Origin of the sequence: Dermabacter sp. (assembly GCF_032550575.1) — a bacterium.
Lineage (GTDB): Bacteria > Actinomycetota > Actinomycetes > Actinomycetales > Dermabacteraceae > Dermabacter > Dermabacter hominis.
In genome coordinates, this window is sequence record NZ_JAWFZC010000001.1 from 599797 (window position 1) to 613529 (window position 13733).

The window sequence follows — 13733 nt, forward strand, 5'->3', positions numbered from 1 at the left end:
CATAACGACAGTCGTGGCAGCATGCGAGCGGTTTTTCCAAATGTGGACAACTGCCGGGGCACCAACCCGTCGACACTTATCCACAGGGTCGCTAATCCGGATGACTGTTCATGCAAAAATAGTGGAGAGCCAAGTTGACCGAGGAGCACCATGCCAATGCACTTCTACACGCTCGATGAGGTGTGCGAGATCCTCGCGATCGAAAAACCGCAGGCCTACTCGCTTGTGCGGAGCGGAAGTCTGCGCGCAATCAAACTTGGAGGGCGCGGCCAGTGGCGCGTTGAAGAGGCAGAGTTACGCGCGTTCGTCGATCGCGCCTACGCCGAGACCGAAGCGGAAATTCATGCGCACAACAGCGCCCGCACCGCCGAGCGCACGCGATAGAACTAAACGACCCAGATAGCTTCGAGCGAGGAAAACGGCACGGAAATAACGCTCTGCGTCCGCCTGGAAGCGTCGGCCCCTGCGACCGCCCTGATCTCGCAGTGATCTGCGAAAACTCGCGCCACCACCCCGGTAAGGTCCCCGGCCACCGTCACGATCACTGCACGACGCCCAGTTTCGGCCATTTCTTGCACAGCACTGCGCAGCCCTAGCCGCGGTCGCCGCTCGTCACCGGGTCGCACCCGACCAAGAGCGCCACTCACCCACGCGACTTTCGCCGCGTTCACGATCATTGTGCGCGAGGGGTGGAGAGCATCGAGCTCGATCCAATCGCGGCCGACACGTCGCATGCGCCCCTCGTATGCCCGACCTGAGCAAAGACTTATCGTCACAGCCTGCCCCGCGGTCCCCGCGATTCGGTCGAGGAGTCCCACCTCCGCACGCTCTGCTTCGGCGAGCTCCTGCGCGTCTTGGCGAATGCGTTCAAGGCGCTCTCGCTCGAGCCAGCGATCGAGATCCTCGAGACGGTCATCGGCACTCATGGCGACAAGGTATCGCACTCTCCACAGTGACCTCTTGCACATCCACCAAAAAGCACATAACATCCTTCATGAACATCAAAGTTCATCAAACTGCATCAAATGGTGCGTACGTGCTCAGTACTCCCGAGAGGCTTTCCGCTGCTTCAGCAAAGCTTCGACGTTTCTGCGCGCGAGCAGTCGCACTCACGCATAGGGGGAACACTGTGACCACGACGTTGACCGCACACAGCCATCGCGCAGAGAGCTTCCAGTCCACCGAGCTCTCCACATTGGCACCCGTCGCAATTCGAAAAACTCGCGCCTTCGCCAAGGCGCTCGCGTGGCTCATCGCGAGCGTCGCCGCTGTCGGTGCACTCACCTTCGCGCTGCATAGCGCTCACTCGAGCGAAGGCACCAGAAAATTCGCGCTCTCGGTCTTCGCGTTAGGCGCCGGAGGGCTCGCCGCGCTCACCGCGCACTTAAGCGTGACCTGGATTCTCATCTCGTGCGCGCTCACCGCGCCCAGGCACTCCTCTCGCCGCACATTCGCTCTCAAGGCTCTACGCCTCTGGTCTCCGCGAGCCGCGCGCCTCGCGGTCGTCGCACTTGGGATCTCGGCAACAGCCCTCTCCCTTGGCGACCCCACACGGGCTCTCGCCGATGCCGCACCAACGCCCCCGTCTGCCACAGCCACTCCGCACGCCTCCGATTCGGGGGAAAGAGACAACCCCGTGGAGGCTATCGGCAATAGTGAAGGCATCCCTTTATCCGACGTCACCACCCTCGGTTGGGCTCCACGAGAGGCAGACTCGGGCATCATCCCAAGCCTAGAGACGACCGCGGAGCCCACACCTTCGCAATCGATGGCGTACAGCGGCGCCTCGCAGGCCCTCCCAGCGCCAGCGGCTGCCCCAAACGCTATCGAGCAAGAAAACGCATCTCCGGCTCCTACCGCCGCTCGCACCGCAACGGCGCCACGTTCGAGCGATACCTACACAGTGAAGCAGGGCGACACGCTATGGACGATCGCAAAGCGCCATCTCACCAGCCTCAACGGTGAACGCCCCACCAACGGAGCTATCGTTCGCGAAATCGAGAGAATCGCCGCGCTCAATCCCGAAATCGACGACGTCGATCTAATCTTCCCCGGCCAAAACTTCAACCTTTGATCGCTAGCCGCACCACGCAGAAAGATTCACGCCATGCTCACCAATCCTCATTCCCCGTCACCGCGCATCGAAACCCCATTCGACGACGACATCAAGGCACGCAGGCTCGTCGAGGCAGTCTCGCGTCAAGCACTTGAGGTACTCAACGGCTATCGCCCCATCACGTCGCTAAGCAAAGTTCTCGTTCCGCAAGAACAGGAAAACTTCGCCAAACGCGTCTCCTGCGTCAACGCCTACCGGCACACTGCTGGCATCAAAGTCGCCCCACGCGTGAGTGTCGGCGGTGTGCACATATGTCAAGTCAGCGACAGCGTGATCGAGGCGAACTCGGTCGTGCGAGACTCCCTTCGCCCCAGGTTCGTGTGCATGAGGTGGGAGAAGAAGCGTTCCGGCTGGAAAATCACAACTCTCGAACTCGGCTAACGCACGTCAGCAGGCTTTAACCGACGGCGAAGGTCAGTTGTTCTTCGTGCGTTTACGCTCCTCGCGCTCCTTGCGGCGACGCTCGGCACGCGAGAGCGGCCGCTCGGTGGCTGCTTCGCCCTCAGCGGAGCTGTAGGAGAAGTCCTCAACCTTCGGCCCTTCGCCAAGGCCTTTCGCCGCGATCTCGATGCCCTCGGAGTCGCCGGCTTGGTTCGCGGTCCCAGACCCGGCTTTCGCCCCACCCGGCACAGCCTTTGCCTGAGCGGCAGCTTCGCGCACGAGCTTTGCGACCTTCTCGGGAACCTGCCCTTTGCTGGGTGCTTGCTGCACCTTGACATCAAGATTGAACAGGTACCCCACGACGTCTTCCTTGATGCCAGCGACCATGTCGTTGTACATCAGGAAGCCCTCGCGCGCATACTCAACAACCGGATCTCGCTGGGCCATAGCGCGAAGACCGATTCCCTCCTTGAGGTAGTCCATCTCGTAGAGGTGCTCGCGCCAGCGCCGATCGATCACCGAAAGGAGTACGCGGCGCTCAAGCTGGCGCATCGCTGCTTCTCCAAGCTCGTCTTCACGCTTTTCATAGGCAATCGCGATGTCCGAGCGGATCTCACGCTCAAGACGCTTTGCCGTGAGGTTTTCCTTGCCTCCAACTTCCTCAACGACATCCTCGGCCGTGATGGAGGCGGGGTAGAGCGCTTTGAGCGAGCCCCAAAGCTCCTCGAGTTCGAAGTCCTCGGCGCTCTTGCCGGCGGTCGCGTTACGCACGAGCGCTCCCACGACGTCGTCGATGTAGCCAGTGATGGAGTTTTCGAGATCCTCACCTTCGAGAATGCGGTTGCGGTCCTCGTACACGCGGGCACGCTGCTTCGTCAAAACGTCGTCGTACTTCACGACATTCTTACGAATCTCGAAATTCTGCGCCTCGATACGCTTTTGCGCGCCTTGGATCGACCCTGTCACGATCCTGCCCGTCAACGGCGTGTCCTCGTCAACGCCTCCGCGCTCAAGAATCTGTTCGGCACGCCCCTGCGAGAAGCGACGCACGAGATCGTCCTGAAGTGACAGGTAGAAGCGGGACTCGCCGGGGTCTCCCTGGCGGCCCGAACGGCCGCGCAACTGGTTATCGATACGGCGGGACTCGTGGCGCTCCGTGCCAAGAACGTAGAGACCACCGAGGTCGACAACCTCATCGTGTTCCTTGGCGACCTGTTCGCGGGCTTTCTCGAGCGCGTCGTCCCACGCCGCCTCGTATTCCTCGGGCTGTTCCTCAGCACTGAGACCGCGGTTCTCGAGTTCCTTATGCGCCATGAACTCGACGTTTCCGCCGAGCATGATGTCGGTGCCTCGGCCGGCCATGTTGGTCGCGACTGTGACGGCTCCCTTGCGGCCCGCCATCGCGACAACGGCAGCCTCGCCCTCGTTGTTCTTAGCATTGAGGACGTTGTGAGGGATGCCCTTCTTCTTGAGCAGCGCGGAAAGGTACTCGGACTTTTCCACGCTCACTGTGCCAACGAGAACCGGCTGGCCTTTCTTATGGCGCTCCTCGATATCGGCGACGACCGCGCGGTACTTCGCCTTCTCCGTGCGATAGATCTGGTCCATCTGATCGATGCGCTGAAGAGGAAGGTTCGTGGGAATCGGGACAACACCAAGCTTGTAGGTGCCCATGAACTCGGCAGCCTCAGTTTCGGCGGTACCGGTCATGCCCGCGAGCTTGTCGTAGAGCTTGAAGTAGTTCTGGAGGGTGATCGTCGCGAGCGTCTGGTTCTCGGCTTTGATCGCGACGCCCTCCTTGGCTTCGATCGCCTGGTGGACGCCTTCGTTGTAGCGGCGACCAGAAAGAATGCGGCCCGTGTGCTCATCGACGATCATGACCTCGCCGTCCATGACGACGTAGTCCTTGTCGCGCTTGAAGAGCTCCTTGGCCTTAATGGCGTTGTTGAGGAAGCCAATGAGCGGGGTATTGAGCGACTCGTAGAGATTGTCGATGCCGAGCTGGTCTTCGACGAGGTCGATCCCCGGCTCCAGAATGCCGACGGTGCGCTTCTTTTCGTCGACTTCGTAGTCACGGTCGCGCTTGAGCTTAGTTGCGACGCGCGCGAACTCAGCGAACCACTTGTTCACATCACCCGTGGCCGGGCCGGAAATGATGAGGGGCGTGCGGGCCTCATCGATAAGGATTGAGTCAACCTCGTCGACAATGGCGAAGAAGTGGCCGCGTTGCACTTTGTCGCTGACCGAGTGCGCCATATTGTCGCGCAGATAGTCGAACCCGAATTCGTTGTTCGTGCCGTAGGTGATGTCGGCGGCGTACTGCTTGCGGCGCTCCGCGGGATCCTGGCCGGAGACGATCACGCCGGTTGTGAGGCCGAGCATACGAAATACGCGGCCCATGATGTCACCCTGGTACTTCGCGAGGTAGTCGTTGACCGTCACGATATGGACGCCTTTGCCGGCGAGCGCATTGAGGTATGCGGGCAGGGTCGCGACGAGGGTCTTGCCTTCACCGGTCTTCATTTCGGCGATCTCGCCGCGGTGGAGGGCAGCGCCGCCCATGAGCTGCACGGGGTAGGCGCGCTGGCCGAGTGTGCGGCGTGCGGCTTCGCGAACAGTCGCGAAGGCTTCGATCAGGATGTCGTCGAGCGTTTCGCCGTCGGCGAGGCGCTTCTTGAACTTTTCCGTCTCTTCTCGAAGTTCATCGTCGGTGAGTTCGAGGAAGCCTTCCTCGATATCATCGACACGTTGAGCGATGTCGGCGAGGCGTTTACGCTCGCGGCCTTCACCGGCACGAAGGATGACGTCGAAAAGCTTGGCCACTGGAAAACTCCCTTAGAGGATCTCGTCATGCACGCGCGCGTGCGGAACACTCACGGCGCGGTTTCCTTGCGGATAACAGCGCGAACCGTGCCAGTCTACGTGGCAAAGGGGGTCCGCGCGCTACTTGAGCGTCCGGACCCCCTGGAGTAAGGCATCACACACCGGAAAAACCGCAACTTAGCTGGATTTTTCGCGGCGGGTCACAATTATTCCAATTCGATAACGCCGTAGTTCCATCCTTTGCGGCGGTACACCACTTTCGGGTTGGCGGTTTCCTCATCAATGAAAAGGTAGAAGTCGTGGCCGACGAGCTCCATCTGGTAGAGGGCGTCGTAGATACTCATCGGCGTGGCCTTGTGCTTCTTTTCGCGAATGACGATGGGCGAATCAAGTGCGGGGTCGTCGGGTGCCTCCGCGTCGCTGTCATCATTCTCCTCGCGTGGTCCTGACTCGGCCTTGGCGAAAAGCTCTTCGATCCGGTCCGCGTCAGCCTGCATCTTGCGGAGCGTCTCGGTATCAGCGCCATGTCCCTTGGAGCGGCCACGGTGCCGGTCCTTTCGCCTGTCCGCGAGGCGGCGGAGACGTTCATGAAGCTTGTCAAGAGCGAGGTCGAGTGCAGAGTACAGGTCCCCGGAGCGTGCTTCGGAGCGGATGATCTGACCCTCGTCATGGACCGTGAGCTCAACGCGTTCGCTTTCGTCGGCGCGGCGCGGGTTCTTTTCGGACGAAACTTCAACGTCCACTCGCATTGCGCTTGGCGCTAGTTGGGGGACCTTGCTGAGCTTGTCCTCAAGGTGACGCTGGAAGCGTTCGGAAACGTCCATTTTGCGGCCAACAACATTGATATCCATGGAAATCCTCCAGAGTTGAGAAGTGCGTGGGCGGCCACGATCCGCCCGGTTCTACGGGTGGGTGGTTCACCTCCTCCTCACGAGGTTCGCGGCGTCCCTGCCGCTTTGTGGTCTCTCAATTATGAGGCTTCTGACTGAAAACGTACCGCAGATCACACGAGTAGACTGGGAACGTGTGTGCGCGGAACCCTCGCAGACGCGAGCGTCAGTGCCGCGCAGGTGTGCACCCCAAGTCCTGCGAGAGCATCGCTTGTCTTTTTCAGAGTTGTGCCTGTCGTGACAACGTCATCAAGGATGACCGCCGAAACGCCGCGCAGCCCCTCCCATTCGTCGCTTCTCCTCGGCCCGATCACGCGGCCTCGCCCGCCCGCCCTCTCGCGCTTCGTTTGCGAGTGTTGGCTCGGTCCACTGAGTCGCAACGCCGGGGCTAGGCGCACCCGCGCGTGTGCGCTCACGTGTTCGGCGAGGAGCCGCATGTGATCCTCTCCCCTGCGCCGCACTGCTTCGCTGCGCGAGGGTACCGCGACGAGGATATGCCTGTGGGCGCATCGCTCCGCGAACTCGGCGAGGGCATCTGCAAGGAGAGGACCGAAGTATCGGGCGAGCGCGAAGTGCCCTCCGTTTTTGTAGTCGAGGACAAGGCTCTTCGCGCGCCCCTCATACTCGGCGAGAGTGACCACGGGAAACATCGGCAGCGCTTCGATCTCGCGGCCGTCGGCACTTGGCCGTGCCTCGCAGACCTCTTCGCATACGCTTTCCACGCGGATAGCACCACTCGAGAGGGCACTCGCACATTCATCACACATGTGAAGCCCTGGTTCTCCGCACGCACACGAAAACGGCACGAGAGTGTGACGTGCCCATGCAAGGGTGCGCGCGAGCGCCGAGGTGATGCGTCGTCTCATGGCTCCATTCGACCGTGTTTCTCGGTCAGCTGATGAATCTCCTCGGCATGCTGAGGATGGAACGTCGCTGTGGAGGGCGTTCCGACGGCTACCGGGCAAGCACTGCCGCACTAATAAAGGGCGATATCCCGCCCACGAGCGTCGATGTGCGCCCACGAGTCCACGGTTCTCTCGACGACCTGCCCGTCGTCGCTGCCGACAAACAGCAGCCGTGCTTCGGACGAGCCGGCAACGGACGTCGTGTTCTCACGAAGCTCACTCACCTGCTCGAATCCCGTGCGCAAGCTCCACGCGATGGCAACAGGCATGGCGCTCGCACCCGACGCGCCCCACAGGAGGATCGATTCCTCGGAGTACCACGCGATGCCCTGAACACTGTCGAGGGCAACGCTCACCTGAAGTGGTTCCGCAAGACCCGTCGGGGTACCGTCGGGCTCCCTCACAATTCCCATAATGCTCAAGGTCAGGGCTCCCGGCACCCCATGCGCGATAGCGAAACGCACCCCGTCTGTGGACATCGACGTGAAGGCAACGTCCTCGGTCGACTCCCACACCACAGCAAACTTTCGCACGGCGCGCTCAGGATCGGGGTGGACCGCGAGAAGCTCCGGCCCTCCAGCCTCCGGCATCGTCCAGGCGTATCCAAACTGGTCGATACTTGGGCTGCAGAGGGCTTCACCGAATGTTTCCCGGCGAACTTCGGCCTTGGTTGTCAGCGCTGAAACGAGAAGTTCGCGTCGATCAAGGCTCACGGCACTTGCGTAACGGCCGCGTAAACTCACGCGTCCACAGCGCACGGTCTCGGACGCGAAAGCGGGTACGAGCGATGCCCCTCCCGTGTCACTGGCAAGAGAGATGATGCCGCTGTCGCCCGATCCGTAGAGCCTGTGTCCCACCGATGCCTTCATCGGGTAGGTCTCCGGCGCAACAGAAACCTTTTCGCGACCGTTCATGAAGACGACCGACGACACGCGCTTGACACTCCGAAGCGTCTCGGAAATTTGGGCCAGTGCGAGCGCCCGTTCACTCTCGGGCAGTTCGAGGACCGAGACCGGCGTCTGCACCAAGAGATCCCCCGCCTCATTTCTTGACAGCGCGCTCGAGGCAATCACGATGCCTTCATGAAGTGCGGAACGCACGGCCCCCTTGAGGTAGGGAGCCGGCCCAAGTGCAAGCCGATTGAACGCGGAGGCGAACGTCGTTTGACGCATAAACCATCGAGGATCCGCCACGAGCATGTTTCCTGCATTCGCAACGAAGTACACGTTGACGGGCTCGTACAACCGGGCGAAGTCCTCCGCCCCCAGAACGAGCGCATCGGGAGCCTCCGCGATTCTCCATTCGCCATCGACCTCGGTGAGCCGAAATTGCGCCAGTTCCCGTGTAGCCTCGAGATTCGTGGTGCGTGCGCCCGTAGCCGAAACCTTAGAGACGACCGGCACCGTGACCGCGACCGCGTTCCCCTCTCGCTCCTGAAACACGAGCCCCTCCGACTCGGCGAATTCAATCGCCGTCGAAGGATTCCATGCCTCGCGCGCATTCCCCGCCAGGTATTCGCGAGCAATGCGGTTACCGTCGTCGACGCCAAGATGAGCCGCAAGGAAACCGCGCACGATGTCGATCTTTGTCGCCCCCTGATCCGGGGGCGCCACCGCGGCATTACCCTGCGCGCCGAGACCGATTCCCCTCACCGGCGCCGTGTGGATGTCCGAGGAATTGGGGATGCGGGCGCACCCCGCAAGCACAGCGGCTCCTGCCCCGCCGAGCACGGCACGCCGCGACACATCGCGGGAGAGAGAAAAGTGATTGTTCATTCGGCTTCTCCCTTCTCCGCCGACCGCACGAGCGCGAGCGGCGAGGCGGTTAGCTTCGCCCCGGGACTGCGCGGGAGCAGCAATCGAAACACGGCGGTCTCCCCCTTGACGCCCCATGCCTCAAGAAGCCCCCCGTGAGCCTCGGCGTCCTCGTGTGCAATGGCGAGGCCCAACCCCGTTCCCCCGAGGGTGTGCGTGCGCGACGGCGCCGCACGCCAAAAACGATCGAAGACACGGGTCGCTTCTTCCGGGCTAAGGCCTGCGCCAAAATCCTGCACAGTGAGCGCAAGAGTCGAACCCCGCGAAGCCGTACGCACATCGATCACACCACCTGCACCGTGTTCGATCGCGTTGGTCAGGAGGTTTCGCACGATGCGCTCGATGCGCCTCGAATCCATGTCGCCGACGGTATCCACGCTCAAGTGCTGTACGCGGATATCGGCTGCGTACTCGGTGGCGATCGGCTCGAGTTGCTCAACGACATCGTCGACAAGCCCCTCCAGCGATGTTGGTTTAGCCTCGAGCTCCACGGTTCCGGCCTCGTGCCGAGAAATTTCGAGAAGGTCCGCAATGAGCGACTCGAAACGCGTCACCTGTTCCTCCAACAGTTCGAGGCTGCGCTTACCCGAGGGGCTGAAGGAGTCCTTTTCCATCTCGAGCATTGAGGCGGCCATCTTGATCGTCGTGAATGGTGTGCGAAGTTCGTGAGAGACGTCTGAGACGAAACGCTTTTCAAGCTCCGAAAGCTCGACGAGCTCGGTAATCGTGGATTGGAGCGAAGCCGCCATGTTGTTAAAGCTCGTCCCCATTCGCGCAAGGTCATCGCCGCCTTGAATCGCGAGGCGATAATCCAGGTCATTTTCCGAAATGTGGTCGACGGCCCGCGCGGCGCGTTTGAGTGGTGTCGTCACGATCCGCGAGATCGCGAGGGACACGAGGAAGAAAAGCAGCACGAGAACAGCGCCGCCAATCACAAGAATTGTGTTCACGCGGTCGAGCGTCTCTTGCTCCTGATTGACGGAGTACAGCATGAGAAGCCTGTAGCGGCCCGCTCCGGGAACATCGATCGTCGCTCCCACGAGAATCGCGGGTCCGGAGTCTCCACGTTCGACGTACTCAATGCTGCGGTACACGAATTGGTCACTCGCGGCGTCGAGCTCGCGCTCGAACTTTTCGCTCACAAACGCCGTGAGCGCCCCGTTGTTCGTCACTGCCTCGCCCGCGGTACTCCCCATCGGTATCACCGCAAGTCCTTTAAAGACCTTCGGATCCCCGACGGTCGCCCCCTCCATAAACGAAATGATCACGTCCTGGCGCTCGTTCACCGACGTGCCCACGAGAGGCTCGAGGTCGCTCACGAGCGCGCTACGCAACGCCTCGGACTGTTCAAGCGACCGATCGCGTCTGAGCTCGTAAAGAGCGTCAGAAATCGCCGTGGAGAGGAACGTTTCGACCACGAGGATCGCGAGGACCGACAAGAGCATCGTCGCGAAAACCGCGCGCGCGGCGATCGGCCATGTCGAGAAATCGCGAAAGCGGACACGCCCCGCGCTTCGCGAACTGATCTGTGACTCATCCGCTACAGCCGGGGGGAAGAAGCGCTCGCGAAGACTACTCACCCGCGCGGTAGCCCACGCCGCGAACCGTCACAATCAAGCGCGGATTGTCGGGGTCAATTTCGATCTTCGAACGCAGGCGCTGCACATGAACGTTCACGAGCCGCGTATCCTTCGAATGCTGATAGCCCCACACTTCGCGCAAAAGCTCCTCTCGGCTAAATACCTGCGAGGGATGACGCGTCATTTGCAAGAGCAACCCAAACTCCATCGGGGTGAGTCGAATCGTCTCGCCGTTCCTGATGACCTGATGGCGATCAACGTTGATCTCAAGGTCGCCGAGGGTAAGAACCTCAGCCTCGCCATGAGGCGCGCGGCGCACACGGGCACGGATGCGCGCAACGAGTTCTTCGGGCTCAAAGGGTTTCGTCAGGTAGTCGTCGGCACCTGCCTCAAGCCCCTCGACCACTTTCTCGGTCTCGGTACGTGCCGTGAGCATGATGATCGGAACGTTTGAGCTCTCGCGAATGTGCCGACAGATCTCGATGCCGTCCATCACGGGAAGCATGAGGTCGAGGAGAACGAGATCGATGTTTTCACGCTCGAGAATGGCGAGGCCCTCACGCCCGTTGGGGGCCGTAACAACGCTGTAGCCTCGCCCTTCGAGCAGAATCGAGACCATCTCGGCGATGGCCGCGTCATCGTCAATCGCAAGGATCCTAGGGGGTGTGCTCATGCCGTTATCCTGCCAGAAACCAGTAACAGTGGAAATTTGTTAGTCGCGAATGCTTGAAACGTCTCGCGACAGGAGCATGGGAATACCGCACTCTCGCTCGTAGCGGCACCCACACGACTCGCAGACGATCAGTCCTTTTCCGAGGTCAAGACTCGCGTGGCACTCGGGGCAGCGCACGAGGCTGCCAACCCAGTCCATCCCCTCTAGGTTCCGTTCATCTGGCGACATGTTGCTCTCCTTTTCGCCTTCGCCGTGCGGGGCAACCTCGCCGAGTACCTCCGCCTCACCGCGCACGAGCGCGAGCGCGAAATCTCGCAGGTGCTGCATGGTCGCCTCCTCAGCAGCTTCGACGTTAAGCCGCACGAGCGGCTCGGTCCCCGATGGCCGAACCGAAAGCCACCACTGCTCACGTGGATCAGCCGCTTCATCCCAGTGGGTGAGCGTCACACCGTCGAGGTCGTCGCGTCGCGCACCGCGCTCGACAAAAACTCGCGCAACGCGTTCGAGGATCTCGTTCACCGGTTCGTCGACTCGAGAGTTTATTTCACCGCTTGCCGCATAAGGCGAGTAGCGCTCCAAGAGCGAGCTCAAGGATTGTGCACCACTTCGCTCCAGTGCACCGAGCACATGAAGCGCCGCGAGCATCCCTGAATCAGCGAAGAAAAACTCCCTGAAGTAGTAGTGGGCGGAGTGCTCGCCTCCAAAAACCGCGTCGCGATCCGCCATTTCTTGTTTGATGATCGAGTGGCCTACCTTCGTGCGGACGAACTCGCCGCCTGAGGCCTCCACTACCTCCCGGACCGCTCGACTCGACACGGCATTGCCGATCACGACCGGACGCGAGCGACCGTCGAGCATTGAACGCGCAATCTCGGCCTCCGCGATCATTGCGGTCACCGCCGACGGGGGAACGATCTCACCTCGCTCATCCACGACGATGCAGCGATCGGCATCGCCATCGAACGCAAGGCCAAGATCTGCCCCGTTCTCGCGCACCGCGTTTTGCAGGTCCCTCAGGTTCGCGGGGTCGAGAGGGTTTGCCTCGTGATGTGGGAACGTTCCGTCGAGTTCGAAGAAGAGCGGAATAATCTCCACGGTGGGAAGGCGCTTCGCAAGCGCGGGGACCGTGTGCCCTGCCATCGCGTTAGCCGCATCGACCACAACCCTCAGTTGTCGCGTGCCCTCAAGCGGCGCAAGCCGCAGCATGGTGTCGATGTAGTCGTCGAGCATATCGAGGCGCTCAATGCGACCGCCCTCGCGAACAGGAATGGAACCTCTATCCAGGTATGCGTGCGCACCGTCGCGCACCTCCAACAGGCCATTTGCCCTCCCCACGGGCTTCGCATACGCACGACACATTTTGATGCCGTTGTCGCGCGCCGGATTGTGCGATGCCGTCACCTGCGCGCCCGCCGCGGCGAAGAGTCCGCTCGCGCAATAGAGCTGATCCGTCGAGCTCAGGCCCGCGAACGCGACCGTTGAGCCGCGCCTCACCGCTCCGCGCGCGAATGCCTCGGCGAGGTCAGGGCTCGAGATTCGCATGTCGTGCGCGACGATGATGTCGCCGGCATCGAGAAAGTCGGCAAAGGCCGCCCCCAGCGCACCTGCAATTTCTGGCGTCAGAGTTTCGTAGGCAACGCCGCGAATGTCGTAGCTGCCGACTATCGCTTCGAGAGCCGCTGCATGATCTCGCTCGCCCTCAGCGCTCATCGCTCTCATCCTTCACGAGGGTGAGCCGCCTTCGCCCTTGGGGCCGGGGGTCCGACGCCTGTGTGCCTGCCCTGTGGCCTACGTCTTCATAGCTCGGCTTGGCTTCTGGTTCGTCAGCGAGGGCGCGCGCAAGTGCGAGCACATCATCTTCGGGCTCAAGCGGCGCCGGAGCCGTCACGACTGTCCAACCCCTGGGCGCCGTGAACGAAGCGGCGTGGCTCGCGCACAGGTCGTAGGTGTGCGGTTCGCTTTCGCGCGAGAGCGGGCCAATGACTGCGGTCGAGTCCGCGTACACGAAAGTGAGCGTCGCAACGGCAGGTTGGGAACATGAGGATTTGGAGCATGAACGGGCAGACACGACGTCCATCTTACGGCCCGATGGCTCGTGAACCACTCGACGCGGCCGCCACGCGTAGGCTTATGGCATGGCTTTCACACGAAACGCCCGGCTGCGTCGCCGAGATCGGCATGGGCGCGGGTTCCGCGGCGATCTCATTCCCTCGCATCTTCCGGGTTTTGCCACGCCGAGCGACCGCTTCGATGCACTCGTTGCCGAGGCGATGGGGCCGCTCTACGAGAGGTACGCAAAACTCGAGTACTTGCAAGTCCTCATCGAAGAGGTTCCGCTCGATACTTCCGCCCTTCACGCTCCTCCACTCGGCCGCTATTTCCCGGGCGACCGCCGCACGCGTCCACGGATCGTCCTGTATCGGCGTGCGATCGAATCCCGCGCTGGCAACCGCGAGGAACTCGCCGAGCTCATCTATGTCGTTGTACTGGAGAACGTTGCGGTTGCCCTCGGGAAGCGAGTCGACGAAATCGACCCGTGGGCCGCGTGAGA

At 61.6% G+C, this 13733-nt stretch carries 13 protein-coding genes; 4 read left to right on the forward strand and 9 right to left on the reverse strand.

All coding sequences use genetic code 11. From position 1 onward, the window contains the following. Positions 1 to 150: 150 nt before the first annotated feature. Positions 151 to 384 carry a helix-turn-helix domain-containing protein gene (locus tag E6X30_RS02780; protein ID WP_034373922.1) on the forward strand — a complete coding sequence of 78 codons (234 nt, stop codon included), beginning with the start codon at positions 151 to 153 and terminating at the stop codon, positions 382 to 384. Between the two features lie 2 nt (positions 385 to 386). Here E6X30_RS02780 and E6X30_RS02785 read toward each other — a convergent pair whose 3' ends face one another. Then, a complete protein-coding gene (locus E6X30_RS02785) occupies positions 387 to 926 on the reverse strand; it encodes a hypothetical protein (RefSeq protein ID WP_040386597.1) in 540 nt (179 codons plus the stop codon). 203 nt (positions 927 to 1129) lie between these two features. Here E6X30_RS02785 and E6X30_RS02790 point away from each other — a divergent pair, with 203 nt between their 5' ends. Both E6X30_RS02790 and E6X30_RS02795 read left to right on the forward strand, forming a co-directional pair. Then, on the forward strand, positions 1130 to 2074 hold the full coding sequence (locus E6X30_RS02790; protein WP_016664994.1) for a LysM domain-containing protein: 945 nt from the start codon (positions 1130 to 1132) through the stop codon (positions 2072 to 2074). A gap of 33 nt (positions 2075 to 2107) precedes the next feature. After that, on the forward strand, positions 2108 to 2497 hold the full coding sequence (locus tag E6X30_RS02795) for an Rv3235 family protein (protein WP_016664995.1): 390 nt from the start codon (positions 2108 to 2110) through the stop codon (positions 2495 to 2497). 33 nt (positions 2498 to 2530) lie between these two features. Here E6X30_RS02795 and secA read toward each other — a convergent pair whose 3' ends face one another. The 8 genes from secA to E6X30_RS02835 form a co-directional block, all read right to left on the reverse strand. Further along, positions 2531 to 5320, reverse strand: coding sequence for a preprotein translocase subunit SecA (secA, locus tag E6X30_RS02800; RefSeq protein WP_016664996.1), 2790 nt, complete (start codon positions 5318 to 5320; stop codon positions 2531 to 2533). Between the two features lie 206 nt (positions 5321 to 5526). Further along, on the reverse strand, positions 5527 to 6171 hold the full coding sequence (gene hpf / locus E6X30_RS02805) for a ribosome hibernation-promoting factor, HPF/YfiA family (RefSeq protein WP_016664997.1): 645 nt from the start codon (positions 6169 to 6171) through the stop codon (positions 5527 to 5529). Positions 6172 to 6323: 152 nt separating this feature from the next. Further along, a complete protein-coding gene (locus tag E6X30_RS02810) occupies positions 6324 to 7076 on the reverse strand; it encodes a ComF family protein (protein ID WP_040386598.1) in 753 nt (250 codons plus the stop codon). A gap of 110 nt (positions 7077 to 7186) precedes the next feature. Then, positions 7187 to 8890: an LpqB family beta-propeller domain-containing protein gene (locus E6X30_RS02815; protein ID WP_316335694.1), complete on the reverse strand. Its 1704-nt coding sequence runs from the start codon at positions 8888 to 8890 to the stop codon at positions 7187 to 7189. Next, the gene (gene mtrB / locus E6X30_RS02820) at positions 8887 to 10509 is read right to left on the reverse strand and encodes an MtrAB system histidine kinase MtrB (RefSeq protein ID WP_051120667.1); all 1623 of its coding nucleotides are present in this window, start codon (positions 10507 to 10509) and stop codon (positions 8887 to 8889) included. The genes E6X30_RS02815 and mtrB overlap by 4 nt, the downstream gene beginning before the upstream one ends. Beyond that, positions 10502 to 11182, reverse strand: coding sequence for an MtrAB system response regulator MtrA (gene mtrA / locus E6X30_RS02825; RefSeq protein WP_016665001.1), 681 nt, complete (start codon positions 11180 to 11182; stop codon positions 10502 to 10504). Before mtrA ends, mtrB begins: the two co-directional genes overlap by 8 nt. Positions 11183 to 11221: 39 nt before the next feature. Next, positions 11222 to 12892, reverse strand: coding sequence for a hypothetical protein (locus tag E6X30_RS02830; RefSeq protein ID WP_016665002.1), 1671 nt, complete (start codon positions 12890 to 12892; stop codon positions 11222 to 11224). Further along, a complete protein-coding gene (locus E6X30_RS02835) occupies positions 12882 to 13259 on the reverse strand; it encodes a DUF3499 domain-containing protein (protein ID WP_034373948.1) in 378 nt (125 codons plus the stop codon). Before E6X30_RS02835 ends, E6X30_RS02830 begins: the two co-directional genes overlap by 11 nt. 58 nt (positions 13260 to 13317) lie before the next feature. On the opposite strand from E6X30_RS02835, the gene E6X30_RS02840 reads away from it, so the two are divergent. Then, entirely contained in the window at positions 13318 to 13731 is a 414-nt protein-coding gene (locus E6X30_RS02840; RefSeq protein WP_016665004.1) for a metallopeptidase family protein, read from the forward strand. Positions 13732 to 13733: the final 2 nt, after the last annotated feature.

What these genes read in the sequence shown, in the direction of transcription:
- E6X30_RS02810 (WP_040386598.1), bottom strand. Translation starts at nt 7,076, where the DNA reads ATGAGACGACGCATCACCTCGGCGCTCGCGCGCACCCTTGCATGGGCA.
- E6X30_RS02785 (WP_040386597.1), bottom strand. Translation starts at nt 926, where the DNA reads ATGAGTGCCGATGACCGTCTCGAGGATCTCGATCGCTGGCTCGAGCGA.
- hpf (WP_016664997.1), bottom strand. Translation starts at nt 6,171, where the DNA reads ATGGATATCAATGTTGTTGGCCGCAAAATGGACGTTTCCGAACGCTTC.
- E6X30_RS02795 (WP_016664995.1), top strand. Translation starts at nt 2,108, where the DNA reads ATGCTCACCAATCCTCATTCCCCGTCACCGCGCATCGAAACCCCATTC.
- mtrA (WP_016665001.1), bottom strand. Translation starts at nt 11,182, where the DNA reads ATGAGCACACCCCCTAGGATCCTTGCGATTGACGATGACGCGGCCATC.
- E6X30_RS02830 (WP_016665002.1), bottom strand. Translation starts at nt 12,892, where the DNA reads ATGAGCGCTGAGGGCGAGCGAGATCATGCAGCGGCTCTCGAAGCGATA.
- E6X30_RS02815 (WP_316335694.1), bottom strand. Translation starts at nt 8,890, where the DNA reads ATGAACAATCACTTTTCTCTCTCCCGCGATGTGTCGCGGCGTGCCGTG.
- E6X30_RS02780 (WP_034373922.1), top strand. Translation starts at nt 151, where the DNA reads ATGCCAATGCACTTCTACACGCTCGATGAGGTGTGCGAGATCCTCGCG.
- E6X30_RS02840 (WP_016665004.1), top strand. Translation starts at nt 13,318, where the DNA reads ATGGCTTTCACACGAAACGCCCGGCTGCGTCGCCGAGATCGGCATGGG.
- E6X30_RS02835 (WP_034373948.1), bottom strand. Translation starts at nt 13,259, where the DNA reads ATGGACGTCGTGTCTGCCCGTTCATGCTCCAAATCCTCATGTTCCCAA.